This is a genomic window from Singulisphaera rosea (genome assembly GCF_054877945.1).
This window is the reverse complement of record NZ_JBTYIP020000002.1, coordinates 593,649-618,449: the sequence shown is the minus strand read 5'-3', so window position 1 is coordinate 618,449 and position 24,801 is coordinate 593,649. Positions and strand designations below refer to the sequence as shown.

General features: G+C 65.6%; 19 protein-coding genes and 1 pseudogene. 3 read left to right on the top strand and 17 right to left on the bottom strand.

Going from position 1 to position 24,801, the window contains the following annotated elements; all coding sequences use genetic code 11:
• Window positions 1-11: 11 nt before the first annotated feature.
• Together ACYOEI_RS05625 and ACYOEI_RS05620 are read left to right on the top strand one after the other, a co-directional pair.
• On the top strand, window positions 12-728 hold the full coding sequence (locus ACYOEI_RS05625; protein WP_462848358.1) for a ZIP family metal transporter: 717 nt from the start codon (window positions 12-14) through the stop codon (window positions 726-728).
• Between the two features lie 30 nt (window positions 729-758).
• Window positions 759-3,194, top strand: a complete 2,436-nt coding sequence (locus ACYOEI_RS05620; protein ID WP_462848357.1) for a heavy metal translocating P-type ATPase — start codon at window positions 759-761, stop codon at window positions 3,192-3,194.
• Between the two features lie 624 nt (window positions 3,195-3,818).
• Here ACYOEI_RS05620 and ACYOEI_RS05615 read toward each other — a convergent pair.
• The 7 genes from ACYOEI_RS05615 to ACYOEI_RS05585 all read right to left on the bottom strand — a co-directional run bounded on the left by ACYOEI_RS05615 (window position 3,819) and on the right by ACYOEI_RS05585 (window position 12,399).
• Window positions 3,819-4,451: a DUF305 domain-containing protein gene (locus ACYOEI_RS05615; protein ID WP_462848356.1), complete on the bottom strand. Its 633-nt coding sequence runs from the start codon at window positions 4,449-4,451 to the stop codon at window positions 3,819-3,821.
• Window positions 4,394-4,747 (bottom strand): four-helix bundle copper-binding protein, encoded by a 354-nt coding sequence (locus tag ACYOEI_RS05610; RefSeq protein ID WP_462848355.1) that lies wholly within the window; start codon window positions 4,745-4,747, stop codon window positions 4,394-4,396. Before ACYOEI_RS05610 ends, ACYOEI_RS05615 begins: the two co-directional genes overlap by 58 nt.
• 476 nt (window positions 4,748-5,223) lie before the next feature.
• Entirely contained in the window at window positions 5,224-7,803 is a 2,580-nt protein-coding gene (locus ACYOEI_RS05605) for a heavy metal translocating P-type ATPase (RefSeq protein WP_462848354.1), read from the bottom strand.
• Between the two features lie 99 nt (window positions 7,804-7,902).
• Window positions 7,903-8,103, bottom strand: a complete 201-nt coding sequence (locus ACYOEI_RS05600; protein ID WP_462848353.1) for a metal-sensitive transcriptional regulator — start codon at window positions 8,101-8,103, stop codon at window positions 7,903-7,905.
• Window positions 8,104-8,416: 313 nt separating this feature from the next.
• Entirely contained in the window at window positions 8,417-9,865 is a 1,449-nt protein-coding gene (locus ACYOEI_RS05595; protein WP_462848352.1) for a PP2C family protein-serine/threonine phosphatase, read from the bottom strand.
• A 434-nt stretch (window positions 9,866-10,299) separates the two neighbouring features.
• On the bottom strand, window positions 10,300-10,713 hold the full coding sequence (locus ACYOEI_RS05590; RefSeq protein WP_462848351.1) for a hypothetical protein: 414 nt from the start codon (window positions 10,711-10,713) through the stop codon (window positions 10,300-10,302).
• A gap of 384 nt (window positions 10,714-11,097) precedes the next feature.
• Entirely contained in the window at window positions 11,098-12,399 is a 1,302-nt protein-coding gene (locus ACYOEI_RS05585; RefSeq protein WP_462848350.1) for a hypothetical protein, read from the bottom strand.
• Between the two features lie 451 nt (window positions 12,400-12,850).
• Between ACYOEI_RS05585 and ACYOEI_RS05580 the strand changes: the two genes are divergently transcribed.
• Window positions 12,851-14,404, top strand: a complete 1,554-nt coding sequence (locus ACYOEI_RS05580; protein WP_462848349.1) for a TolC family protein — start codon at window positions 12,851-12,853, stop codon at window positions 14,402-14,404.
• Window positions 14,405-14,544: 140 nt separating this feature from the next.
• Here the strand turns inward: ACYOEI_RS05580 and ACYOEI_RS05575 are convergent, their stop codons facing one another.
• The 10 genes and pseudogenes from ACYOEI_RS05575 to ACYOEI_RS05530 all read right to left on the bottom strand — a co-directional run bounded on the left by ACYOEI_RS05575 (window position 14,545) and on the right by ACYOEI_RS05530 (window position 24,462).
• Window positions 14,545-15,078: a DUF2231 domain-containing protein gene (locus tag ACYOEI_RS05575; RefSeq protein WP_462848348.1), complete on the bottom strand. Its 534-nt coding sequence runs from the start codon at window positions 15,076-15,078 to the stop codon at window positions 14,545-14,547.
• Between the two features lie 69 nt (window positions 15,079-15,147).
• The gene (locus ACYOEI_RS05570) at window positions 15,148-16,731 is read right to left on the bottom strand and encodes a multicopper oxidase family protein (RefSeq protein ID WP_462848346.1); all 1,584 of its coding nucleotides are present in this window, start codon (window positions 16,729-16,731) and stop codon (window positions 15,148-15,150) included.
• A 116-nt stretch (window positions 16,732-16,847) separates the two neighbouring features.
• Window positions 16,848-17,962 (bottom strand): annotated as a pseudogene (locus tag ACYOEI_RS05565) (glycoside hydrolase family 130 protein).
• A 172-nt stretch (window positions 17,963-18,134) separates the two neighbouring features.
• Window positions 18,135-19,757 (bottom strand): glucose-6-phosphate dehydrogenase, encoded by a 1,623-nt coding sequence (gene zwf / locus ACYOEI_RS05560; RefSeq protein WP_462848345.1) that lies wholly within the window; start codon window positions 19,755-19,757, stop codon window positions 18,135-18,137.
• Window positions 19,758-19,821: 64 nt separating this feature from the next.
• A complete protein-coding gene (locus tag ACYOEI_RS05555) occupies window positions 19,822-20,373 on the bottom strand; it encodes a hemerythrin domain-containing protein (RefSeq protein WP_462848344.1) in 552 nt (183 codons plus the stop codon).
• A 211-nt stretch (window positions 20,374-20,584) separates the two neighbouring features.
• Window positions 20,585-21,406, bottom strand: coding sequence for a multiheme c-type cytochrome (locus tag ACYOEI_RS05550; protein WP_462848343.1), 822 nt, complete (start codon window positions 21,404-21,406; stop codon window positions 20,585-20,587).
• Window positions 21,403-22,146: a hypothetical protein gene (locus tag ACYOEI_RS05545; RefSeq protein ID WP_462848341.1), complete on the bottom strand. Its 744-nt coding sequence runs from the start codon at window positions 22,144-22,146 to the stop codon at window positions 21,403-21,405. Before ACYOEI_RS05545 ends, ACYOEI_RS05550 begins: the two co-directional genes overlap by 4 nt.
• 2 nt (window positions 22,147-22,148) lie before the next feature.
• Window positions 22,149-23,306 carry a 2Fe-2S iron-sulfur cluster-binding protein gene (locus tag ACYOEI_RS05540; protein ID WP_462848340.1) on the bottom strand — a complete coding sequence of 386 codons (1,158 nt, stop codon included), beginning with the start codon at window positions 23,304-23,306 and terminating at the stop codon, window positions 22,149-22,151.
• On the bottom strand, window positions 23,303-24,151 hold the full coding sequence (locus tag ACYOEI_RS05535; RefSeq protein WP_462848338.1) for a hypothetical protein: 849 nt from the start codon (window positions 24,149-24,151) through the stop codon (window positions 23,303-23,305). The genes ACYOEI_RS05540 and ACYOEI_RS05535 overlap by 4 nt, the downstream gene beginning before the upstream one ends.
• A 2-nt stretch (window positions 24,152-24,153) precedes the next feature.
• Entirely contained in the window at window positions 24,154-24,462 is a 309-nt protein-coding gene (locus tag ACYOEI_RS05530; RefSeq protein WP_462848336.1) for a glycogen-binding domain-containing protein, read from the bottom strand.
• Between the last annotated feature and the right edge of the window lie 339 nt (window positions 24,463-24,801).

The window sequence follows — 24,801 nt, the reverse complement described above, 5'->3', positions numbered from 1 at the left end:
ATGGAGACTGTGTGACCCATCCCGCCCTCATCGCTGGAGCCTATGCCCTCATCCCGGCGGCGGCCGTCGCCGCCGGAGCAGCAATTGCGGCCTTTCGTCCACCGGGGCCGTTCGTGCGAAGCGCCACCCAGCATTTCGCGGCGGGGGTGGTCTTCGCCGCGGCGGCCGGCGAACTCCTGCCCGACATCATGCACCGGGGATCGCCCGGCGGCGTCTTCGTCGGGTTCGCCTTGGGCACGGCCCTCATGCTGGCGGTGAAGTGGTTCACGGATCGGCGGGAGGCGTCAGGCTCGGGGGGTGCCACGGGGCTCACGGCGACGGTCGGGATCGATCTCCTGATCGACGGCATCGTCATCGGGATCGGATTCGCGGCCGGCGCCAAGCAGGGCATCCTCCTCACGGTAGCACTCACCATCGAGGTCCTCTTCCTCGGGCTCTCGACCGCGTCCGCCTTAGTGAAGGCCGGGGCGTCGCGGAGCAGGGTCATCGCCATCCCCTCGGGCCTGGGCCTCCTCCTGGCAGGGGGTGCCGCCGCCGGTGCGGGCCTCCTCGGAAATCTCTCGGGCGCCGTCATGGAGGGGGTTCTGTCCTTCGGCCTCGCGGCCCTCCTCTATCTCGTGACCGAGGAACTCCTGGTAGAAGCCCACGAGGAGCCGCAATCTCCGCTCATCACCGCCATGTTCTTCGCAGGCTTTCTGCTCCTTTGCATGATCGAGATGATCGCGTAAAGCCCACCCCAACTTTGCCGGATGCACCCCATGAGTCTTCGCCGAACGACCATCGACCTCACCTCCCTCCTGCCCGAGCTGCCCGACGCCGACGATGCCTGCGTCGACCGCCTGGAGGCGATCATCGGCGAGGGACGAGGCATCAGCCGCGCCCATATCCAGGGCCAGGACGGGAAAGCCCCGTCCCTCTGCCTGCACTACGACCCGGAGGTAGTGACGCTCGCCCAGGTCGAGCGGCTGGCCACGGCCGCCGGCTTGCAGATCACCGAACGCTTCGGTCATGCGATCATCCCGTTCCGCCTGATGAGCGGCGAGGATGCGGCCCGGCGTATCGAGGCGGAACTTTCCCGCCTGGACGGGGTGCTGGGCGTCTCGGTGAGCCTCCCGGCCCAGGCCGCACGGGTCGAATTCGATCGCTCGATCGTCTCCTTGGAAACGATCGAGCAGCGACTGAAGGACATGGGTATAAATATTCCCCCACGAGGCGAGACACGCACGGCGAAAACCACCGGAGCGGCCGAGGCCGGTGGCGAAGAAAGCGAGGACCAGGAGGAGCATGGAGAGGGCTGGTATGCCCATCACAAGGAGCTGGTCTGGAGCCTCATCGGTGGCCTATTCCTCGGCCTCGCCTGGGCGGGTGAGCGATGGGTGGGCCTTCCGCGCGGGGTCGCCGTTGCCCTCTATGTCGTTTCCTACGGCTTCGGCGGCTTCGACCTCGCGGGGCATACCGCCAAATCGCTCCGCAAGGGACATTTCCACTTCGACATCGACCTCCTGATGCTCCTCGCCGCCCTCGGGGCGGCCGTGCTGGGCCAGTGGGTCGAGGGGGCGTTCCTCCTCTTCCTCTTCTCCTTCGCCCACGCGCTGGAACACTTCGCCCTCGACCGCGCCCGGGGGGCCATCCGTGCGCTCGCCGACCTCGCCCCGCCTGTAGCCCGCATCCTGCGCGACGGCCGGGAAGTCGAGGTCCCGGTCGAGCAAGTGGCCCAGGGCGAGGTGGTCATCGTCCGACCCGCCGAACGGATTCCCGTGGACGGCACCATCCGCTCCGGCCGCTCGGCGGTCAATCAGGCCCCGATCACGGGCGAGTCCGTCCCTGTGGATAAGGAGCCTGGGGCCGAGGTCTATGCCGGCACGATCAACGGCGAAGGGGCGCTGGAGATCGAAACCACCCGCGCCGCAGGCGACCGGACGCTCGACCGGGTCATCAAGCTCGTCTCCGAAGCCCAGACCCAGAAGGCCCCGACCCAGCAATTTACCGACCGATTCGAGGCGATCTTCGTGCCCGTGGTCCTCGTGGCGGACCTCCTCCTCATCGTGGTGCCCCCGCTGTTGGGCTTCTGGCCCTGGCAGACGAGCTTCTATCGGGGGATGGCGCTCCTCGTGGCAGCTTCGCCCTGTGCCCTGGCCCTGGGCACGCCAGCGGCGGTGCTGGCCGCCATCGCCCAGGCCGCTCGCAAGGGCGTGCTGATCAAAGGCGGCGTCCACCTGGAGAATTTGGGCACGCTCCGGGCGATCGCGTTCGACAAAACGGGCACGCTCACCGTAGGCAAGCCCGCGGTAACGGACCTGGTCCCCATGACCGGCATTGACGAGGACCAGCTCCTCGGCATCGCCGCTTCTGTCGAACGGCGCAGCCAGCACCCGCTCGCCCAGGCCGTGGTGCGGCGTGCGGAAGAAGCGAAGCTCGAACTTCAAGAAGTCGGGGAATTGGAGAGCGTTACAGCCCGCGGCGTTCGCTCGACGATTGCAGGCCAGAAGGTCGAAATCGGCACGCTGCGTCTGTGGGAGGGCGGCACGATCCCGGAAGAGATCCAGGCGGCCGTGAACAAGCTCCAGGACGCCGGGCGAAGCATCATGGCAGTTCGGTACGCAGACCGTTGGCTCGGTGTCATCGGGGTCGCGGATCGGCCCCGGGAAAGCGTGAAAGAGATCCTCGGCCAATTGCGCGCCCTGGATATACGCCCGCTCGTCATGCTGACCGGTGACAATCGGGGCGTCGGAGAGGCCATCGGCAAGGAAGTCGGTGTGGACGAGGTGAAGGCCGATCTCCTGCCCGAGGACAAGGTCTCGGCCATCAAGGCGATGCTCGCGAAGCACGGCCGGGTGGCGATGGTGGGGGACGGCGTCAACGACGCGCCCGCGCTCGCCCACGCGACCGTGGGCATCGCCATGGGCGGTGCCGGAACGGCCGTTGCGCTGGAAACGGCGGACGTGGCCCTGATGGGGGATGACCTGGGCAAACTGCCCTTCGCCGTGGGCCTCAGCCGCATGGCCAAGGGCATCATCCGCCAGAACCTCTTCGTCTCTCTCGGCGTCATCGCCTTCCTGATCCTGGCCACGGCGACGGGGTATTTCGGGATCGGCCCCGCAGTCTTCGTCCACGAGGGGAGCACGCTCGTGGTCCTCGCCAACGCTTTGCGCCTCCTCACGTTCGGGAATCGGGTCGCCTCTGTCGCCGCGTAATTCACGGCATACGCTTGGTGGCGAGGACACTCAGGGCCCTCATCGAGCGAACTGGGGGCCACAACATGAAAAGCCGCCAGCATCTCGCTCGGCGTACGGGCCGTCGGATTCGCCGCGGCAGGCGGCTGGGTCAATGACCGCACGACGCGCGATGGAATCGGCGCCTTCGTCGCTTGCTCCGCGGGCGCGGGATCGGCCGGAGTTTGGTAGGATTGGCGGTACAAGCATGTCCTGTTGGACGCCGCGTCGCCGTGCAAATATGTGGCCGAGCGCGCTCAGTCGGCTTTGACAGCGGTAGCGGCCGGCAGGCCGGGAGGGGTCGGGGATGTCGAAGTTTCGCCGGATTCTGTGCCCGCAATGCCACCAACCTCTCACACCAGCCCAGAAGCCGGACGGCAAAATCGTCAACAGGTGCGGCTGCCCGGGCCTGGAGAGGGAGCAAGGCGGTGAGGACCGGGACATCGAGTCCGGGGCATTGGAACTCGGCCCCGAGGAAGATGACGCCGCGAAGAGGTAATCAGGATCGAACCCGCTCACCGGCCATCTGCCCATTGCCGGCACAGCCTCATGACTACCTGGCCTTGGTGGTCGAGGCGGCGGGCCTGCGCACCACCATACCGATGATCAAGGCTCTCGATCCGGCGAAGCGCGCATCTGCTTCAATTCGGCGATCTCCTCGACCTGCTTGTCGATGATCTCCTGCGCCTTATCCTTCACCGACTGATTCTTCCCGGACTTCAGTTCCGACTTCGACATCTCGACCGCACCCTGATGATGGGTGATGGTCATGTCGAAGAAGCGACGGTCGAATTCCTCGCCCGAGGCCGACTCCAGCTTGCTCATGTCCATCATCGCCATCCCCGGAAGCTTCCGATTGACCGCCGAAGGGGCCTCTGCATCGACGTCCTCGCGCATCGACTTCAGCACCCGGATTTCGGCTTCCTGGTCATCGATCATCTGCTGAGCCTTGGCGCGCAGTGAGTCACTTCGCGCCTTGTCGACGGCCAGCCGAGACATCCGGATGGCCTCGCCGTGATGCGCCGCCATCGTGTCCAGGAACTGAACATCGTAAGGTGCCTTCGCCGCCCCGGGCGAGTTTTGCATCGCGGCGTCGACCTTGGCGTCATCATGGGCCAGCGCGAGCTGGGAGAACGCCAGGCTGAAGGCCAGCGAGGAAACAACCAAGAGGTTACGCATGCTTACGCTGCCTTCTTCATTTTGCTCATCTCGCGGCAGCTCTGCGCGCAGCGGCGGCATGCCTCGGCACAGCTTTCCATCTCCTTGCCGCCGATGCGATCGCAGGACTCGGCGCAGGCCTCGCAGATCTCGGCGCAGGCGGCGCACAAGGCACCGTGATGTGGCGAGTTTCGGTTCATGAACTCCGCGGCGGTGACGCAGGCCTGGATGCAGTCGGTCATCAGCTTCACGTGCTGGGCTTCGGCATGCTCCCCGCCCATCTCGAGGCAATGGTTGTAGAGCGTGTCCTGGCAGACGTCGCTGCATGCCCGGCACTCCTGAATACAGTCTTCCATCCGGCGATCGATATTGTGCATAATATAAGTACTCCAAAATTATTAGGATTCGCGGCATTTCGTGCAAAGTCCGTATAGGATAGAATTGCAGTCATTAAGCATCCATTCCGAATTGCGCTACAAACATAAGGAATTAGTAAATGCAGGGCATTCGGGGGGACGGCTGTGACTTCCTCGCGTTTAAACTCGAATGGCGTACATGTCCGTCTTCAGTGCTCCGATCGTGGCGGCGGGAGACGTGACTTCCACCGATATTTGGCGGGGAAGGCTGGGGGCTCCGCATTGCCGCGGGTGGGATGGATTTTCGCGTTTAGGTGTGATTTTTAGGCCTGGGATCGATGCGGCTCGCGGTGCCTGGCGGGCGTTACCACGAAGGGGGCACGCCCGCCTCGATCCCGACGCGGGCCTCCGCTGGAGTACTTGGCCACCGCGCGGTGCTTGGTCCTCGATCTCGATCCGGACAGCCGCCGAAGCACGCGGGGTTCGGCGGTGCCCTACTATTCCAGGTCCAGCTTGCGGAGCCGCAATGCGTTGGTGATGACGGAGACGGAGCTGAGAGTCATCGCGGCGCTCGCGATCATCGGGCTGAGGAGGACCCCGAAGAACGGGTAGAGAACCCCGGCCGCGATCGGCACCCCGAGCACGTTGTAGAGGAACGCGAAGACCAGGTTCTGGCGGATGTTCCGCATCGTTGCGCGGCTGAGCTTCCGTGCCCTCCCGATGCCCCGCAGGTCGCCCTTGACGAGGGTGATCCCCGCGCTCTCCATCGCCACGTCCGTCCCCGTGCCCATCGCGATCCCGACATGGGCCTGGGCCAGCGCCGGGGCGTCGTTGATGCCATCCCCGGCCATCGCCACGACGTGGCCTCCGTCCTGGAGCTGCCGGATCACCTCCCCTTTCTCACCGGGGAGGACTTCCGCGCGGACGTCGTCGAGCCCGAGCTTCCTCGCGACGGCCTCGGCCGTCGTCCGGCTGTCTCCCGTAAGCATGACCACCCGGAGGCCCTCCGCGTGGAGCTGCTTGACCGCTTCTGCGGCCGACTCCTTGATCGGGTCCGCGATGCCGAGGAAGCCCGCCATGCGGCCGTCGACCGAGACGAAGACCGTGGTCTGGCCCTCCGCCCTGAGCGTCTCGGCAGGCGCCGCGAACCCCCCGGGGTCTTGGCCCAGCTCCTGGAGCATCTTGAGGTTCCCGATCGCCACGGCCCGCCCGTCGACCTCCCCCTTCACACCACGGCCGGTGAGCGATTCGAACGCCTTCACCTCGGAAATCTTCAGCCCCCGTTCTTCCGCGCCCCTGACGATGGCCGCCGCGAGCGGGTGCTCACTCCCGCGTTCGAGGCTGGCCGCGAGCCGGACGAGTTCGTCCCCGGCGATACCTTCCACGGCGACGACTGAGACGACCCGCGGCTTCCCCTCGGTGAGGGTGCCGGTCTTATCGACCACGACCGTGTCGACCTTCTCGAGGGTCTCCAGGGCTTCGGCCTTCCGGATGAGGACGCCCGCCGTGGCCCCCCGGCCGGTCCCGACCATGATCGACATCGGCGTCGCGAGTCCCAGGGCACAGGGGCAGGCGATGATGAGGACGGCGACGGCGTTCACGAGCGCATAGGCGAGCCGCGGCTCGGGCCCGAAGACGGCCCAGACGGCGAAGGTCAGGATCGAGACGACGAGCACCGCAGGGACGAAGTAGCCCGCGACGATGTCCGCGAGGCGCTGGATCGGCGCCCGAGTTCGCTGCGCCTCCCCCACCATACGGACGATCTGGGCGAGCATCGTCTCCGAGCCGACCCGCTCGGCCCGCATCACCAGGCTTCCGGTGCCGTTCACTGTGCCGGCGACGAGCTTCGCACTCGCCCCCTTCTCGACGGGCATCGGCTCGCCCGTCACCATGGACTCGTCGACCGAACTCGTGCCCTCGAGGACGGCGCCGTCGACGGGAACCTTCTCCCCGGGGCGGACCCGGAGGCGGTCTCCGACCCGGACGTCGCTGATCGCGACGTCTTTCTCGCTTCCGTCATCGCCGAAAAGGCGTGCGGTCTTCGGCGCGAGGCCCAAGAGCGCCTTGATGGCGCTCGAGGTTTGGCTCCGGGCGCGGAGTTCCAGCACCTGGCCGAGGAGGACGAGGGTGGTGATGACCGCCGCCGCCTCGAAGTAGACCGGGATCATGCCCCCGTGGCCGAGGAGGGAGGCGGGGATAAGCCACGGGAAAATTGTGGCCAATAGGCTGTAGCCGTAGGCGACCCCGGTGCCCAGCGCGATGAGGGTGAACATGTTGAGGTTCCGGCTGCGGACGGAGGCCCATCCGCGCTCGAAGAACGGCTTCCCGCCCCAGAGGACGACCGGGGTCGCCAGGAGGAGCTGGATCCAGAGGATCACGCGGCCGGAGAGGGCCGGGAGGGGGGACCGGCCGAGGACCATCTCGCCCATGGCGAGTAGGAGGAGCGGGGACGTGAGGACGAGTGAGGCCCAGAACCGGCGGGTCATGTCCGCGAGCTCGGGGTTCGCCTCCTCCTCGCCGGTGATCACGAGCGGCTCGAGGGCCATCCCGCAGATGGGGCAGCTCCCGGGGCCGATCTGTTGGATCTGCGGGTGCATCGGGCAGGTGTAGACGGCGTCGCTCGGGGCCACTTCTCCCGTGTGATACGCGCTGCCCGCCTCGGCGGCGCCACCGAGGAACTTTCCCGGGTCGGAGCGAAACTTTCCGAGGCATCCCTTGCTGCAGAAGTGGTAGGTCTGGCCACCATGGTCGAAGGTCCCGGCCGCATCCTTCGGGTCTATGTCCATCCCGCACACCGGGTCGTGAACCGTTACGGCCGGAATTTCGCCCCCGGAGTGATGATGTTGGGGCAGAACGCGACTGTCACTGGAGGAGGCTTCCTCCGGCGGATACCCGGCATCCGTCAACACCGCGGCGAGGGCAGAACGCGAGACGCCCTCCTCATGGTCCACGGTGACGATCTTCCCGACGATGTCGACTGCGACCGCCGAAACGCCGGGTACGGTGCCCACCGCCCGCTTGATCGCCCCGGCGCAACCGCCGCAGGTGATCCTGGGCGTTTTGAAAGTTGTTTCCATGGTCGTTACCTCTCTTTTTGTTTTTTAAAACGGGCGCGGACCGTGCGGAGTTCGTCCGCAAACGGGCCCCTGATCGATTGATCTTATCGCCGCACCGGCCTATTTGTTGAACCGACGATAAAGCTCCTTGAGTTCGACAAGTTTACCCGCCTTCTCCGCCCCATCCCCTGATTCCATCGCGAGGGCAACGCACGAATCGATGTGAGTCGCTAGGATATCGGCCTCGATCGTGTTTACCGCCGCGCGCACTGCCCGTAGTTGCGTGAGGATTTCGGGGCAGTAGCGTTGCTCCTCGATCATTCGCTTAACGCCTTCAATCTGGCCGGCGACTCGATTAAGGCTTGGTAGGTGCTTGCTGTGTTCAGGATGGGCGGTCACCCGGGGACCTTTTGGTTCACGAGTCATAAATATAATATATGTGAATTTCTTGTTATGACTGGTACCCCGTGGGGTATGCAAAGTCAAGGACGCGATGACGTATAATTCCGAACTGAGAGGTCCGGATTTTTTCCAACCTGTCGTCGTGCCAGCGCTTTCCCGTCTCTGGCCCCAAGCCGTCGAGGTCGGCAGCACAAAATCAGTCACATAGCACGATGATTTTCCAGGAATCGTCCTATTCTGGCGTCGAGTCGACGTCCACCGTACTGGGCATGTGCTTCGCAATAATAACGGTCACATCGTCTTGCGGAGACACCGGCCCTCGGAACGTGGCGGCGCGATCCAGCAATCGGGCGACGACCTGGGCGGGCCGATCGGCCTCGCCCGACCGGAAGACCGCGAGCATTTCATCGCTTCCCCACAGCTCCCCGTCCAGCCCCATGGACTCTGGCAGGCCGTCGGTGTAGGCCAAGAGTTCACCACCGGGCTCCAGCTCTACCGACTCGCTGCCGTGCGGCACATCCGGCAGCACACCAAGGAGCGGGCCTGTAGGCCCTAATTCTCTCGGCGAGCCGCGCGGCGATACGAGGTAAGCCGGCGGGTGTCCGGCGTTGGCATAATGCAATCGGCCGGAACGGGCGTCGAACCATCCGAAGAAGGCCGTGGCGAAATGCTCCTCCGGGAGGTCCCGGCACAGCCGCTCGTTGAGCCGCTCCAGCACCTCGCCCGGCGACGCCGCCTGCTCGGCCTCGCGCCAGACGATCGCCCGCACCATGGCGGTGTGCAGGGCCGCCGCCACGTTGTGCCCCGACAGATCGGCCACCAGGATGCCCACGCGGTCGCCCGGCAGCGGCTGGACGTCGTAGAGGTCCCCCCCGACCGGGCCGGCCTGGATGCACCGCCCGGCGAACTCCAGGCGGCCGATCCGGGATTCCGGCGGGGGCAGGAGGTGGGCCTGGACCCGCCGCGCCGTCTCCAACTCCCGACGGTCCGACTCCGCCTGCTCGGCGATCACTCTCGACATGGCGTTGAACCGCCGGCCCAGCGCCCCCAGCTCGTCACCGCCTTTCGCGTCCACCTGGACGCCTAGCTGCCCCTGTTCGAGCAGGCGCACCGCCCGCGACAGCCGCCGGATCGGGCTGAGCACCGTTCGGCGCATCACGGCGTTGACCGCCGCCAGCAACACGACGCCTAGGCCGAGGTACCAGCCGGCCATCATTAGGATGCGTGCCCTCACCCGGGCGCGGAGCGCACGCGTCGATTCGGCCACCACGACCTTCCGGCCTTCCTGGTCGGACACCCGGACCAGATACGATTCCTGGCCCCGCCTCCGGAGCCAGGCCCCCTCTCCCAATCCCGCCAGCTCGAGCGGGTCCATCGGTTGCCGCGCGTGCACCGCGGCCTCGGCGATCAGGCTGCCGCCATCGACCAAGGCCACCTGGTGCTCGGGCGACGCGGCCGCGTCGGTGGCGTGGCAGAAGGCCCCCAGATAGTCGGCGAACCGGGTCGAACCGCCCAGCGATTCGTGGGCCGCCCGGATGAAACGGGCCTCCTCGTCGAGGCGGGCGTGGAGAACGGCCAATTCCGTCGCCTCGGACCTCCGCCATTCCCAGGCGAGGGCCGCCCCGAGGACGAGCACCAGGATCATGTTGATCGGCAGGACGAGCTTCGAACGGAGCGTCACATGAACCTCCGTCGCCCGAAGAGCGCAAGGTTCGATCCGTTTCGACGTGTCCCAGCACGGGGCAGATCGCTGACGCCCTCGCGATCACGGTCCCGGATCAGGGCCATCTGGCCGAGACCCCGTTCGCCCGTGCGGCCGTCATGGGCGACGAGGCCCAGTCGCCCGAGTTCATCGCGACTGAATGCGCAAACTGGATCGATGCAGATCATCGTTCTTCCCCTCCCCGTGGATGGATCGCCGATCGGGGCCGACGACCGTCCGCGCGCCATCCTTCACGCGACGTCGAGCCTCCAGGGCGCGACGCGAGCGAGGGGCGCAACGGGGACGCGGGGCGGTCCCGAGACATCGATTGCGATGGCCGGTGTGTTGTCGCGGCTATCTGACGCGGCCGATGGCCGCAGGCGCCGAGTGGGACGGCGGCCCGGGGGAAGGGCTCAATTCAGGAGGGGGAAGGTGCGCGGCGGTGCGGCGTGCATGGGGCGCCGCGTCGCCCGCAAGCGGTCGCAGGGCGAGGCTGCGGGGGCGATCGTCGGGCTGGACGAGTCTGCGATCCAGAGGGGGACCGAGGCGGCACGCCCGCCGGTCGTGAGGCGGTCGGTCGCCGTGCCCGGGGCGGCAGGCTCGGCGGGGCCGCACTGACAGGCCGCCCTCGGAAGGCGGCAACCGGCCGGGGCGGATTCGCCGGCAGGGATGCCGGGCCCGGACGAGCAGCAACCGCCGCATCCCGGGGGGTAGGCGTCGCAACAGGCGGCCATCGGCCGGGCTTCCGCGGGTGCCGCCCACGACGCCCCCCAGATCGCCATCAAGGCGATCCAGAGTGCTCCGGACTGGCGGCGGGCGGCGTTCATGGGCTCGAACCCTGAGTCATCGATTGCTGACCGTCGGCTTCCGAGGGCAATTCGGGCCTCGACGGACTCCAACAATCGTTATTTCGGCCGCGAACGCAACTTTGTTCGCCGAATCCCGGTCCCATGGGCGGATTCGTATCGGCAAGACGAAGGCACGGGCGTACGTTCTTGGCGGTAAATCGCCCGCCCGTGAGCCCGCGGGCGGGTCCGCCTTCCCTGGTGTTGAGCCGACATGCGGCCGGTCTTCCCAGACCGTCTCGGATTGTATGCCGGTTCGCGTCATGATACCAGCCGAATTGCCTGGGGCTGGACTCGGTACGGCGGCCATCCGTCTCCGATGTTCTCGCGTTCGATCATCCAGGCGGGAACAAGGCGATTGACGATTCAAGGAGCCGGCCGAGCCGAAGGTGCCGACGCGCCATCCGGCCTGCCTTTGGCGATCTTCCGTAGGACCGTGTGGTCGTCTCCGAATTTGCACAGGCCGGCGCAGTGCTCGCAGAGCTCCCGGAAGAGGATGTAGCGGAGTTCCAGGGCTCCGAGGTCGCCGAAGGCCGGGCGGCGCAGTTGGGCCTGGATCTCCTTCTCCCGCGCATTCGGTGCGACCAGGTAGAAGTGCAGCGAGGGATCGCCCACCGACTTGGCGAGATCCACGAGCCGGAGGATGCCCGAGTAGATCGACGTGCTCTTCTCGACCTCGAACGCGCAGACGACCCTGCCGGTGTCGGCCCGGAGCCAGAGGACGTCGATCAGGGCGATCGTCTGGGCCGTCTCGTCGGCCAGGCCGAGGTCGGGGAGGCGTTCCACCGTCAGGGACGCCAGGCATTCACCCTCGTAGGTGCGCCCCCGGTCGTTCGTCGCCACGTGGACCGAATAGCCGAGCGAGCGGCCGACGGTCGTGAGCATGTGCTGGATCTTCAGGTGCTCGTTTTCCTCGGCCCGGTCCTCCTCGACCTCGCGATGACGCCTGCGGACGATCTTCTCGACCCCTTCCCGCTCGCGGGCAAGCCCCTCGGCCAGGTTGGATTCGATAAGGACCTTCCCGACGCCGATGTCGAACAGCAAGCCGGCGAACGCGCCCAGATCGTTGGAGAGCGGGGGGCGTAGCCCCGCATTGGCGGACCTGATGACCTCCCGCATCTCGAGGTAATCCGGCCAGGAGCCGAGCTTCTTGGCGTCGGCGAAGAGCGCGTTGAAGCCACGGACGATGGCGGTGTTGAACGGCGGGAAGAGGGTCGGGTGGAGGAAGTAGAGGATGTTGGCCACGGCGGGGCCGAGCCCCTTGATGCGCCGGCGGTCGAGATCGAGGATCTCGCGCAGGAGCCGCTCCTCGCCGGGCGAGCCGAGCGCCCGCTCCAGGAGCTGGCCGAAGGCCCGCTTGTTCTCCTCGTCCTCGTAGATGTCGGGGATGCGGAGCTTGGGCTTCCAGTAGAAGGGATGGGCCGCGCCCTCGAAGACCTGTTTCTGCTCGGTGATGCTCTGCAGGACCGTCTCCAGCGGCGAACCTTTGAAATCGGCCCCGAAGCTCTCCTCGCGGATCGCCTTGACGACCTCCATCACCCCGCGCCGGATCGAGCGGAATGCCTTGAGACGTTCCGGGCTGCGGACGAACCAGGTGTTATAGACTGATTCCGGATCGCTCCGGTAACGTCTCACGACCTCGCCGAGATCCTCCGTCGTCTTCAGCACTTCCGCACCCCCGATGCAACTCGCCGCCCAAACATGGCCTCATTCAAACGCGGCACGAGGCCGAAGTCAAATCCTAACACGAGTGACACAGAGCAACAGGGGACCGTCGTCGGATCGCGTCTGACGAATCCGTCTCGCTGGCCTTTGACGCCACGGGGCGTCGCCACTTCCGCATGGCGGCCGGAAATCCTGGGAAGCTTCGCCGTAGTTGGCGTGCGTGAAAAACGCGAGCCCGCGCTCTGCCGACGGGAGCTTGGCTCGGTGGCATGAGGTTCCGCGATGCCACAGCAATGTACGGGGCCCAGCGGGCCATGCGTCCGAAGTGGAAGTAATTGTTGGGAGAATCTAGGATTTGCAGACAATGAGGCGAAGCCCTGCCGTCCGCAGGGCCGATACTCCCGATGTCTATCCGAACGCGGCGGGCTCAGCGCGTCGGACCGAGGAGCGAACGATGTTCAGGATGAACGCGAAGGGCAGGCCGCAGACGGCCCGTCCGGCGCTCGCCCACGCCCTCGGGACCGGGACGACGATCGCCTGTCTGGCGTCGCTCCTGGGTCCCCCGGTCTGGGCCAGTGCCGAGGATGTCCGAGTGCGGAGGGTCGCCCAGGCGCCGACCCACGACATGTCGTCCCACAATGCGGCGGAGCCCTCGAGAGCGGCGCTACCGGCCGCCCTGCCGGAGCCGATGGCGGCGATGGCAAGCCCGCGGCCACCCGACCCCGCCGCGGCCGGCCCGGTCGCCACTTTGAGCCTCGCCGATCTCGAGCGGCTGGCGATGGAGCGCAACCCGACGCTCCGGCAAGCCTTCGCCCAGATCGACGCGTCCCGGAGCCGCTCCTTCCAGGCCGGGCTCTACCCAAATCCGAGAATCGGCTACCAGTCCGAGCAGATGGGGGCCCCGGGCGCTGAGGTGCCGACGGCCGGCGGCGTCCTCGCCCGGGGGAGGCCGTCTCCCGGGGAGCTCCAAGGTGGCTTCGTCCAGCAGGAGATCGTCACCGGGGGCAAGCTCCGGCTCAGCCGCGCCAAGTTCGCCGAGGAGGCCAACACCGCCCAGTGGCAGGCCGAGGTCCAGCGGCTCCGGGTCTTGAACGGCGTCCGCATCGCCTACTTCGCGGTCGTCGCCGCCCAGCGGCTGGTCCAGGTCGAGGGTGAATTGGTCCGGATCAACGAGGATGCAGTGCGAACCACCGAGCAACTCGTCAACGTCGGCCAGGCGAACGAGCCCGACCTGCTCCAGGCCAAGGTCGAGGCCCACCGCGCCCGCGTGGCGCTGAGGAACGCGGAGAACCGTTATCGCGGGGACTGGCAGAAACTGATCGCCCAGGTCGGGGCACCGGAGCTGCGCCCGGTCCCGCTGGACGTCCGGCCGCTGGAGGCGGAGGCCGCCCCCCTCGACTTCGACGCCACTCTTGCGAACCTGCTCCGAAATAGCCCTGAAATTCAGGCGGCGCTGTCCCAGATCAAGCGAGACCAGATCACGGTCCGCCGCGAGCGCGCCGAGCCGATCCCGAACGTCACCTTGCAGGCGGTCGTCGGCCACAACTACGAGGTCAACACCACGACCGCAGGCGTCCAGGCGAGCTTTCCGCTGCCGGTCTGGAACCGGAACCAGGGGACCGTCCGCGAGGCGATGGCCGATCTGGCGCGTGCCCACGCCGAGCACGACCGCGTGGCGCTGACGCTGCGCCAACGCCTGGCCGATACTTTCACCCGCTACCAGGACGCCCAGCAATCGGTGCTGGACTACCGCATTGAGAGCCTGCCGTTGGCGCGGCGGGCTTTTGAGGTCCAGTCGGAAAACCTTCGGCAGCGGCGGGCGGCCTATCCGCAGGTTCTGGTGGCCCGGAGAACGCTGGTCTCGCTGGATGCAGACTACGTCCAGTCGCTCCTCGAACTCCGACGGGCCGAGGTCGAGATTGGCGGCATGCTCCTGGTCGACGGGCTAGCCGTGCCCGATGCCCCGACCGGGCAGGGCCACATCGAGGCGAACCCCCAGCCTCGGTGAGCCGGGTTCTGGCGGATACGGGGCTTTCCGCCGTCGGCGATCGTTACGGAGTCGGCTCGCGGGCGGGCGGCCCATGCGCGCGTGACCGGCCGAGGGTGCCTCGGTCCGTGCCCTCCGATGGCCGTCGCCCCGCCGCGAGGTCACGATCCCGGCTTGGTCTCCTCATCATGCTGATGACCGCCTTGCATGGGCATGGGGCCGCCGGCCTCTCCTCCGTGCGAATGACCTCCACGAATCTCGGGGGCGAGGAGCTTGGGCGAAACGCCGGCACCACCGTGATAGACGATATAACCGCCCAAGGCCCCCCCGATCAACAGGAGGACCGCCGCAACCAGGACGACGACCCGGCTCCCGACCGGTGACGGCCCGGCTCGGTGTCGGCGACGGGCGATGGCGACCCCGGTGAACAAGGCGAGCATCGTCACGTTCAGGGCGAGGTGCCAGATCATCAGCCCGTGCGCCTCCTCGGTATGAGCCATCACGGTCAAGTAGGCGACGAGCCCGGCGAGGGCCGTCAACCATCCGGTCGCGACGCCGGCGACCAGCAACCCGTACACGACCCGCGACAGGTCGTCGCGACGCCGGACCCAGGCGTAGGTATCCAGGGCCACGGAGCCTAGCAGGAAGGCGATCGGGAAGTGGACCAACGCCGGATGGATCTCCCAAGGTCTCATGGTCATTCCTCCATTGGTTCAAAGGGGATTTCGGGAGAGGGAGGCCAGTGGCCCTCGCGATATTCCGACTCAGTTGCCATGTCGATGGGGCATTGCCTCGCCCGACCTCGCCCCGGGCACGCTCGCTCCGGATTCAACGTCGCCCTTGCCCGACATCACCTGATCGAAGAGGTCCGGTGGGAGGACGCGGACCACGGTCATCAGCCCCTCGACGCCATTGAACCAGTCGCTGCGCATGCCCCGCGTCTCGCGCTTGCCGGTAAGCTTCCGGATCTCCGTCGCGGGCCTCTCCATGCCCATCATCGCTTGCGGGTAGCCCGGAACGTCTCGAGCCTCCCCCATCCGCATGCCGCCGCCCTGCGACCCCATGCCGGGCATGCCGGCCATCCCGCCCTGGTGCCCGGACCCCATGGCGGACATCGGCGGCATGTTGCCGACGGCGCGGTCCAAGCTCGTCTGCTCGCCCATGCTGCGGCCGAAGCTCGGGCCGTACGCCTCGGACGACAACGCCGAGCCACCAGTGGCGATCCCCATCCCGCCGGTCGTGCTCTGGCCGGCCCGCATCCCCTGGACCGTGTGGCCGCCCATCGGGCCGACCATCGTGCTCATGAAATTCATCATGTGGTGGAACATGTGGCAGTGGAACGCCCAATCGCCCGGGTTCTTGGCGACGAATTCGAAATCCCGCGACTGTGCGACCGCCACCAGGACGTTGTTGCTGGGGATCCAGGCGGTGTCCGGGATGCGGCCCGCTTCGGTCCCGGTGATCCAGAAGGTAATCCCGTGCAAGTGCATCGGGTGGTGGTCGATGGCGCTGAAGTTGAAAAGGCGGATGCGCACCCGCTCGCCCTGCTTGATGACTATGGGTGTACAGTAAGGGCCCGCGCAGCCATTGAGGGTGAAGAGATTGAACTCCATCGACATGGTGTTCGGGATCGAGGATCCCGGCAGGATGGCCCATTCCTGGATGATGAGGGCGATGTCGCGGTCCACCGGCGGGTCGTGGGCCACCTTGGGATGGACGATGAACAGGCCCACCATCCCCATGCCTTGCTGCATGGCCACATGCGTATGGTAGGCGAACGTGCCGTTTTGCTCGAGGGTGAACTCGTAGGCGAACGACTCGCCGGACTTGATCGGCTCCTGATTAAGGAACTCCACGCCGTCCATGGCGTTGGGGACTTCGATGCCGTGCCAGTGCACGATGGTCGGCTCGGGGAGCTTGTTGTGGACGATGACCCGGACCTTGTCGCCCTCCACGACCTCGATCATCGGGCCGGGCATGCTGCCGTTGTAGCCCCAGACGTCGATCCAGATATCGGGCAGGAACTCGCGCTTGACATGCTCTGCGGTCAAGTGGAACTCCTTGGCCCCATCGACCATCTTCCAGGCGAGCTTCGGAGGGCCGTCCGGCACCTCGACCGGGACGGGCGCCAGACCGGCCGCCCGGAAGCCCGGTACGAGCTTCCCGCGATCGGTCTTGCTCCCCACCGCGGGCCGCTCGCGCGGCTCGCCTCCCGCTTGGCCGTGGCCCTCGTGGCCCCCTCCGGCCGGGGCATCCTGGGCCGCCGCGGGGGCCGCCCCGGCGATGAGGCCGGCCGCCGCCATAGTGCCGCCTTGGAGGAATGTCCGCCTGGTCGCCTCGCTGTCCATCACATCACCTCGGTTCGGGAACAACACGTTGTGGAGACGGCCAGGAGCCCACCAGCCTGTCAGAGTTATTCTACCTGCGCTATCGGGCAGGCGCCGTGGTCGTTCGAGACCACCAGCTAGCTGGACCTTTGTTCCGGGCGGTCGACGAGAGCCCCTGGCGGCAGGCATTCGGTCATATCAAGGCGTGCCGCGCCGATCCGGCTATCAGCCATCCCATAATAAACGTCGAAGCGGTCCGGCGCGCCGAGATCGTCGCGCCGGTCGATTCCGGTGGGAAACACGACGTTCGTGACGGTACCCCGGCGTTCCTCTGGCAAGTCCGGCGCCAGCACCGGCCGCGGCGAACGGTAGCGAATGACGTGCGGATGCTCCGCCGAGAGCACCATCACCCCCGCCGAGTAGCTCAGTTTGCGCCCTCGTGTGTCCGGCTCCTCCGTTTCGCCCACGCCGTGGTACAGGACCAACCAACCGTGCCGGGACAGGATCGGGGGAGCTCCCCCGCCGATCTTGAGCCGCTCCCAGAGCGCCACCGGACTGGCCAGCCGACGATGCGAGGTAAAGTGGCAGAGATGGTTTGGCCCACAATTCTCCATGGCGAGTGGGCAGTAGGAAATCCAGATGCTTTCGCGACGGAGATCCACCGCACGGCACCCAGGGTCGCACGCCTTTTCGTCCGGACAAGTCCCGGGGAAGAGCGGCCGATGCAGGATGGCCATTGCCGGGTTCCCGGAAGGATCGGGAATGGCTACGGGGAAGACGCAGGCGTCTGTGTTGCCGACGCCGTCGAACTCGACGCCTTGATACGGACGGAAGGTGGCAAGCCCCAGACGCTTCCAGCTGAACAGGTCCTCTGATAGTGCCAGCGCGATCCGCGGACCATTGGGCGAAAGCGCCGTGTAGGTCATCACGTATCGCTGGAGCGGTTCGACAAACGAAATCCGCGGGTCCTCGCAGCCGCCGCTGCCGTCCGCTCGTCTCTCGTAATCCGCTTCGGGCTCCAGCGCAATGCCGGGACGCTCGACGCCCGTCGGATTGCCGGTCTCATTAAACCGCACTCGCGCGATCCCGATGCGCGAATAATTGCCCCGCGCGACCAGCCGCGGGAAGAGGTAAAGTTGACCATCACGGCCCCCCGAACCGCGGCCGGATTCAAGACGCCTTCGGCCTCCAGAGGGTTGCCGGGCCCCGGATCCATCACCAACCCCAGGCGTTGCAACTGAAAACCTGGCATCGACTCACCTCATAAACTCACGTGTTAATTAATATAAAACATGCACACATTTCACGTATGACCATGCAGCTCGTTGCCACTTCTTGCCTTCACTGCTGAGGACGTTATTCCGACGTAGGGTAGCGAGGTGTACCAGTGCTTTGCAGTTCGACCAAACCCTCGGCTCAGGGCGCTATGGCTGGCGCCACCCTCGCTCACATCCGCTCAGGAGCCGGTCCGCCTCGATCGGCCCCCAACTACCGGCCGAGTAATTGGGGAAGCGCGGTGCAGGCTGCCCTTCCCACGCCTCCAGGATGGGCGTGATGAACTCCCAGGCGGCCGCCACCTCGTCGGAGCGCGTGAACAGAGTCGCGTCGCCCCGTAGTGCATCCAGCAAGAGTCGCTCGTATGCCTCGGGCAGGATTTGCGGGAACGAATGCGCATAGCCAAACTCCATGCGCACGGGCTGAAGCACGAGTTGCATCCCAGGACGCTTTGCCGCGAAGGTCAGGCTGATGCCCTCGTCGGGCTGGATACGAAAGACTAGTGTCCCGGATTGCTCTCCCGCATGACAACAGTTGCAGACGGGGTGACAATGACAACGACGGTCGCAGAGGTCGCCGCCGTGCGGTGCAGCAGTGAACAGACGCCGGGGAGGCCGTTTGAACTCTACGGCAATTTCCGTCACCTGCCGGGCCAGACGCTTGCCGGTGCGGAGCAGGAACGGCACGCCGGCCCAACGCCACGTGTCCACTTCGGCCCTCATCGCGACGTACGTCTCAGTGGAAGAGTCACGGGCAACCGCTTTCTCCTCGACGTAGCCCGGCCGGGACTCGTCGTTGGCGAGTCCCGGCCCGTATTGGCCGCGCACCACCCACTCGTCGGCCGACCGGCCCTCGGGTCGAACGAGGTTGCGCAGCACCTTGACTTTTTCGTCGTGTATGTCCGTCGCCCCAAGTGATGCGGGAGGTTCCATCGCCACCAAGGCCAACAACTGCAAGAGGTGGTTCTGGGCAACGTCCCGGATGGCTCCCGCGTGGTCGTAATAGGCTCCGCGGCGTCCCTCCATTCCGCCCGTCTCGGCCATGGTGATTTGAACGTGGTCCACATATTGGCGATTGAACAGCGGCTCGAAGATGGGGTTACCGAAGCGGAATGCCAAGATGTTTTGCACCGTCTCCTTGCCTAAATAGTGGTCGATGCGAAACACCTGCTCTTCGCGCAGCACGCCCAGAATCTGCTGGTCCAGCGCCTCGGCACTGTCGAAGTCCTTTCCGAACGGCTTCTCGACCACGACCCGGGTCCACGGGCGGCCGGGTTCGCGACGCACAAGACGCGCGGCGGCCAGTTGCTCGACGATAAATGGAAAGTAATCGGGATCCGTTGCCAGGTAAAACAGGCGGTTTCCGCCCAGGCTATGTTGCTGTTCCATCTGTTCGAGCCGCGCCGAAAGCGTACGGTAGCCGTCCGCCGTAGTGAAGTCGGCGCGGTGGTAATAGAGGCTGGGGGCAAACTGCTGCCACGCTGCGTCCGCGCCGTCATCGGCCGGACCACGCGCATGGATGACGCGTTGCGCTTCCTCCCGAAGCTTGGCGTCGTCCTTGTCACGCCTCCCCACACCGACGACCGCAAACGGCTGACGCAAGAACTCGCCCCGCCACAACCGGAAAAGGGCCGGGAGCAGCTTGGAAGCGGTCAGCTGGCCAGTCGCGCCAAAGATAACAAGTGCGAACGGCTCCTCGACACACGGCCCAGACGGGTGGCCGGCGGTTGCGGGTTGGTTGCCTTGGCCCGGGATCGCCTCGGTGGACGCCATCGCGTTTGCCTCCTCCGCTCGGGTGCCTTCGCCGCAGGTAGAACGCCCCTCCGAATCACGGTCGCTACTTGTCGAGCCTCCGTTTCAGGTACTCGCCGACCAGCAGCGCCGCCGGGTAGAGGACTTCCTCCTCTTCCCCGATATGCAGGGTGAGCTGCTCCGCGAAGCCGGCGTAGTCCGTCTTCCCCTCGGCCTTGGCGGAGTCCGCGAGCCTCTCGAGCCCCTTCACGAGCTCGCCGTGATCGCGGCGAATTTGCGGCAGCGCGGCCCTCAGTCGCTCGGCCTTCCCGATGGCCTCACGCATCGCGGGCGTGACCTCCCCCGCCGCGAGCCGGGACAAGAGCCCCAGGGGCGCGAATGCCTCCTTCGCCTTTGCGAAATGGGCCTCCGCCAATTTCTCGATCGACCGGGCCGCCTCCCCGACGTTGCCGCCCTCCTTCGTGGCCTTGACGAAGTCCGCGTGGAAGGCTTCGTGCCGCTTGCGCAGGGAATCGGGCATCTTGAGTTCCAGCGGCTTGTCCCCGCCCCCATCGGCCGGTTCCGCGGTGCCGCCCGCCCGGCCCGACCCCAATGCCGCGACGGCGAGGAGGACGGCCAACACGGCCGGCAAAGCCACGCCGCTGCCTCTTGGAATGGCAGAACCCCCCTTTGCTGATTCGTGCATCATGATCTCTCCCGGCAAGCGTTGGAGCCCGGACTCAGTCGCGGCGAACGTACCCTGAAGTGCGATCCGCGGCCTCGACAACCGCCGCACATCGAGTCTTCTCGGTTGCTTCTTCGAGGGGCCGCTCAGGGCTTCGCCGCTCGCCGTACTCTCGGCGTCCTAGCTAATGGTGCTTGTAATAGCCCACGCCCTTGATATCGTTCCACGTCGTCGTCTGGTGGCACTGGTAACACTGGTTGACTTTGGCAGTCGGCTGGCGGGCCACCTTGGCCGAAACCATCTGAAAATGCATCATGTAATGGCTCGGCGGGGCCTGGTGGCACTGGGCGCAATCCGTGGATTTGGGCGAAGGATGCCGGAACTCTGGGATCGTCCATTTGGTCGCCCCGTGGCACTGGACGCAGTCCTGGCCGAAGAGGCCGAAGTGCCGATCCTTGGTGGAATGGCAGGTCGCGCAATTCAAGACCGCCTCCTGCGGAGTGAGGCTCGAATGGCCTTCCGTCCTGCGGCTCGTGGGCTGGTGTTGGCCGATCCAGTCAAGGAGGTCTTTCCGCACCAATTTGTCTTCACCGTTTGGTGACAGGTCGGCTTTCAGTTCGCGGAAGCCGATCCTGGCCAGCGCCAGGTGGTCCATCTCGGCCGGGCGCTGAACGGTCCCCCGATGCTCAGGATGGCACTCACGACAACTGCTCACGCTGGCATGAAACGCGGTCGGCTGGCGCTGGAGCAACGATTCGTTGTTGGCGTGGCAGACGATGCAGTTGCTGGCTTCGACCCCCTTGACGGGCGTGTGACAGGCCGCGCAGTTATGCTCCAGAAACTTGTGGGCCTGGGAGAGCGAACCGGGACTGGACATACGTTGCCAAGCCGTTTTGCTCAACACCCCAGAGCGTTCGCCACCGGAATGGCTCCCCAGGAGGTAATACGCGCCAAACAACGCCAAGAGCAGTGCCGACGCGATGAGCAGGATACGCCAGAGCTTCATGAGAACCACCTCAGACCGAAATGGATCCCTGCCCAGACGTGCAGCCCGAGCAAAACGTAGAGGAGGACGGAAAGAACGAGGTGCAGTTTCAGCCATCGGCTGCACCACCGCTTGAAAAGCTCGTGCGTGCGGACCGCGTACTCCAGGTCCGCCACGGATTCGGCAAGCCGGATGACCTCACGGGCCGGTCCGCCGATCGGAAGATCGAGCCCCAACGACGCTAGGCCCGCGGCCAAGAGCGGCACCTTCGGGAGCGTACTTATCTCCGGGGGCGAATTCTGGAGTGCCCCCCACGCACTATCCAGATCGCCCCTGGCGGTCTGCAAGAGGAGCAATTTGTCTCTCATGTCTTGATTGACGTAGCTGAGAAAGTATCGACCGATGAACCCGCTCAGGACGACAAGAAGCATCACAGACGTCAGCGTGATTCCGAGCCAACTGTCGAACTTGTGGCCGGTATGAACCATACCAAGCAAAGGGCCGAGAATGCCCGTGTAGACATGCACCGTAAGCAACGACTGCAGAGAAACGTGAGGAGTTATCCGAGCGTTGAGGAAACGAATACGTTTTACGATCGGATATGCGAGCGGGACAAGCATCAGCACGGCCCCCGCTATTCCAAACACCGCCCCAACTCCGCTGCCCGCGAAGCGCGGCGAACGGTGGACGAGGAAGCCCAGCCAGGCAAACACCAACACGCCGAAGACGCCGGTGACGACGATGCGTTCGCGCTCCTTCATGGCTATGCCTCCACCGCAACGTCGCTCGTAGGCTTTGCTTGGCAGGCGAGAATGATTCCGTTGATTTTGTCGTCGGCATCGAGAGCGTCCTGCACCGCCATCTCAACCTCGCCGGTAGTCAGCTTCACCTTGCACACGCCGCAGGTACCGACGCGGCAAGAGAATTCGATGCCGATGCCGAGCTCCTCCGAGAGTTCCAGGATGGTCTGCTCCGGCGGGCTATCTCCCGCCTGGAGATCGACATGGATTTTGGCCGACTTGTTGTTCTTTGAGAACGTGACCCGCGGGCCAGTGGCTGGAGTAATCGGTTTCAAGGCCGTCGCTGCAGCGGCCGGGGTGGGCTTGACTGCACCGAATGCTTCGGTCTTGACGTGGTCTGGAGCAACTCCTAACTCGGTGAGCATGGCCTTGGTCGCATCCATCATCGCGGGTGGCCCGCACAGATGGATTCTCCGCGATGCAAGATCGGGGACCGTCTGCGTGAGTAGTTCCTTGGTGATGCGTCCGCGAAGGCCTTTCCAGTCGGCCCTTTCCGGTTTAGACACCGTGACGGCGACGTGCAACTTCGGATTCGCGCGCTGGAGTGCGGCGATCTCGTTGGCAAACAGGTAGTCGGCCAAATTGTGACACAAGTAGATGAAGAAGATATCTCCGTCCCAGGACTGCTCGGTGAGATATCGGGTGATGCTGACCATCGGCGTGACGCCCACGCCGGCTGAGATGAGGACGATGCTGTCCGCCTCTGTCCCGGTAAAGGTAAACCGCCCAACCGGGCCTCCCGCTTCGATCAAATCGCCGACCTTGAGGAGATCAACGATGTGACGGGAGACCGCGCCCCGTGGCTCTCGCCGCACGGTCAGCTCGACATATTCGCGGTGCGTCGGGGAGGACGAAATGGAGTACGAGCGGTTCATTCTCGCGCCGCCAATCCAGAACGCGACGTTGAGGAACTGACCAGGCACAAAGGTGAAAGGGAGGAAGCGGTCGCCGGAGGAAGGGAGGAGCCGAAACGTTTTCGCACTTGGCGTTTCCGTGACGATGCCTCCCACGCGAAGGTACCCTCGCCAATTCGCAGCCACAGGCAACTGCGAAGTCGCCGGCGGGGCAGCTTTGGCGTCGGCCGTAGGCGGCGCGGTTTTGGGGGCAGGCAGATCGCTCATGCAGACGTTCCCTTGGTGTCTGCCGCCGTCGGCGGTGCTGTTCCTGCAAGTGGCGGGGCCGAGCCGGGGGGAGGCGGTCCCGAGTCGGACTCGATACGCCCAAAGAGGGCCGCCGCGCGGCTCATCTTGAAGAAATACATGGCGACCATCGCCAGCGCGAACGCGATGAGAAGTACCATTGTGAAGAGGTGAAATGGAGTGACGCCGAAGAGACCGCCGCGAGCTTCTACACCGTACGGCGGTTGAAGGTTCATTTCACCCTTAAACCATTGCTGGGCGACCTGGTGGGGCAGCTTGCCGTCGGCGAGAGCTCGCCGGGCGGCCAGGCCGCTCTCGAACTGCGCTACGCCCTCACGCATCTGAGACGTGGCCTGCTGCATCGCCTCGTAATCGTCTTTGAGTGTCGCCTCCGAGAGCCGGTCGACCGCCCCTGAGAGCAGAGCTATCCCCGCCGTCATACGATCACCGGCCTGACGCCCGACCTCATCCCGCTTCTCATGCGACAGGTCCGGAAGCGTCATGAGCGTGGGGTACAGTTCCTTCGGCGGCGGTGCTCCCATCCCTTCCATCATCTTGCCCATGTCGCCCATGCCGCCGCCCATTCCTTTTTTTGGCTCCTGCATTCCTTTGTCCTTATCAGCCATGCCGGGCATACCCGTCTTTGCTTCCTGCCCTCCCGTATCTTTGGCCTTCTCCTTTTCTTGTCCGGGGTGGTGACTCGCATGCTCCTCCGGCGTCATTTGGGCAAAGCCCGAGGATACCCATGCCAGCATGATCCCTAGGGCGAGCACGCCCAGGCGAACGAGCCGGGCCGACGCGGGCCTCCGGAAAGGAATCGTGCCCATGGCTATGCCTCGACCTCGATGACGCGGTTCATGGTGCCGTAAGGGTTCGGCGTGCATTTGGGACAGCCGTCGTAATGACCGTCACAACCCGGCTCACAGATCCACGCCCCATCGACGACGAACTTGAATTCGTAATGCCCAGGGGCGAGGGCAACAGAGACGTCCCAGTTGCCATCGGCGTTCCTGGTCATCGGCGTCGCCTTCGGATCCCAGCCGTTGAACGTTCCTGCGAGGAAAACCGCGCGGCCTTCCGGGGCGAGACACGCAAACCTTGTTGCTGCCGGCCGTTCCAGTTGAGTTGATTTTGCCATGACGCGGTCCTTTCTTTCGTCAGAAGATAGCTGCATGTGCCGGTGCCAGTCGAGGCAAGCAACGCTCCGCTGGACAGCCAGGAGGAGGGCGGTCGACACAAAACAAACAAACCGACTTGGGGTTGCTCGGGGCACCTTCCGCCCTCGGTGGCCGCATTTGTCGAGGTTGCATCCTCACGCCGTCAGACCCGCAGCGCACCGACAACAGTCAGTCTGGGTGCTGGTCTGGGAGTCGATCGGTCATGGCTAGTTCCGTCTAGCCCGAACAACATGAACCTCCCTTGCTTTCGCCCGGCTTTTGCGCGGCGGTCTCTTGCATCACCTTGCCGCAGCACGAGG

Bases quoted from the DNA above. Each gene is read 5' to 3' on its own strand.
- ACYOEI_RS05535 (WP_462848338.1), bottom strand. From the start codon at position 24,151: ATGGGCACGATTCCTTTCCGGAGGCCCGCGTCGGCCCGGCTCGTTCGC.
- ACYOEI_RS05570 (WP_462848346.1), bottom strand. From the start codon at position 16,731: ATGGACAGCGAGGCGACCAGGCGGACATTCCTCCAAGGCGGCACTATG.
- zwf (WP_462848345.1), bottom strand. From the start codon at position 19,757: ATGGCGTCCACCGAGGCGATCCCGGGCCAAGGCAACCAACCCGCAACC.
- ACYOEI_RS05620 (WP_462848357.1), top strand. From the start codon at position 759: ATGAGTCTTCGCCGAACGACCATCGACCTCACCTCCCTCCTGCCCGAG.
- ACYOEI_RS05580 (WP_462848349.1), top strand. From the start codon at position 12,851: ATGTTCAGGATGAACGCGAAGGGCAGGCCGCAGACGGCCCGTCCGGCG.
- ACYOEI_RS05540 (WP_462848340.1), bottom strand. From the start codon at position 23,306: ATGAGCGATCTGCCTGCCCCCAAAACCGCGCCGCCTACGGCCGACGCC.
- ACYOEI_RS05530 (WP_462848336.1), bottom strand. From the start codon at position 24,462: ATGGCAAAATCAACTCAACTGGAACGGCCGGCAGCAACAAGGTTTGCG.
- ACYOEI_RS05575 (WP_462848348.1), bottom strand. From the start codon at position 15,078: ATGAGACCTTGGGAGATCCATCCGGCGTTGGTCCACTTCCCGATCGCC.
- ACYOEI_RS05610 (WP_462848355.1), bottom strand. From the start codon at position 4,747: ATGCACAATATCGATCGCCGGATGGAAGACTGTATTCAGGAGTGCCGG.
- ACYOEI_RS05600 (WP_462848353.1), bottom strand. From the start codon at position 8,103: ATGATCGAGGAGCAACGCTACTGCCCCGAAATCCTCACGCAACTACGG.
- ACYOEI_RS05615 (WP_462848356.1), bottom strand. From the start codon at position 4,451: ATGCCGCCGCTGCGCGCAGAGCTGCCGCGAGATGAGCAAAATGAAGAA.
- ACYOEI_RS05550 (WP_462848343.1), bottom strand. From the start codon at position 21,406: ATGAAGCTCTGGCGTATCCTGCTCATCGCGTCGGCACTGCTCTTGGCG.
- ACYOEI_RS05590 (WP_462848351.1), bottom strand. From the start codon at position 10,713: ATGAACGCCGCCCGCCGCCAGTCCGGAGCACTCTGGATCGCCTTGATG.
- ACYOEI_RS05545 (WP_462848341.1), bottom strand. From the start codon at position 22,146: ATGAAGGAGCGCGAACGCATCGTCGTCACCGGCGTCTTCGGCGTGTTG.
- ACYOEI_RS05605 (WP_462848354.1), bottom strand. From the start codon at position 7,803: ATGGAAACAACTTTCAAAACGCCCAGGATCACCTGCGGCGGTTGCGCC.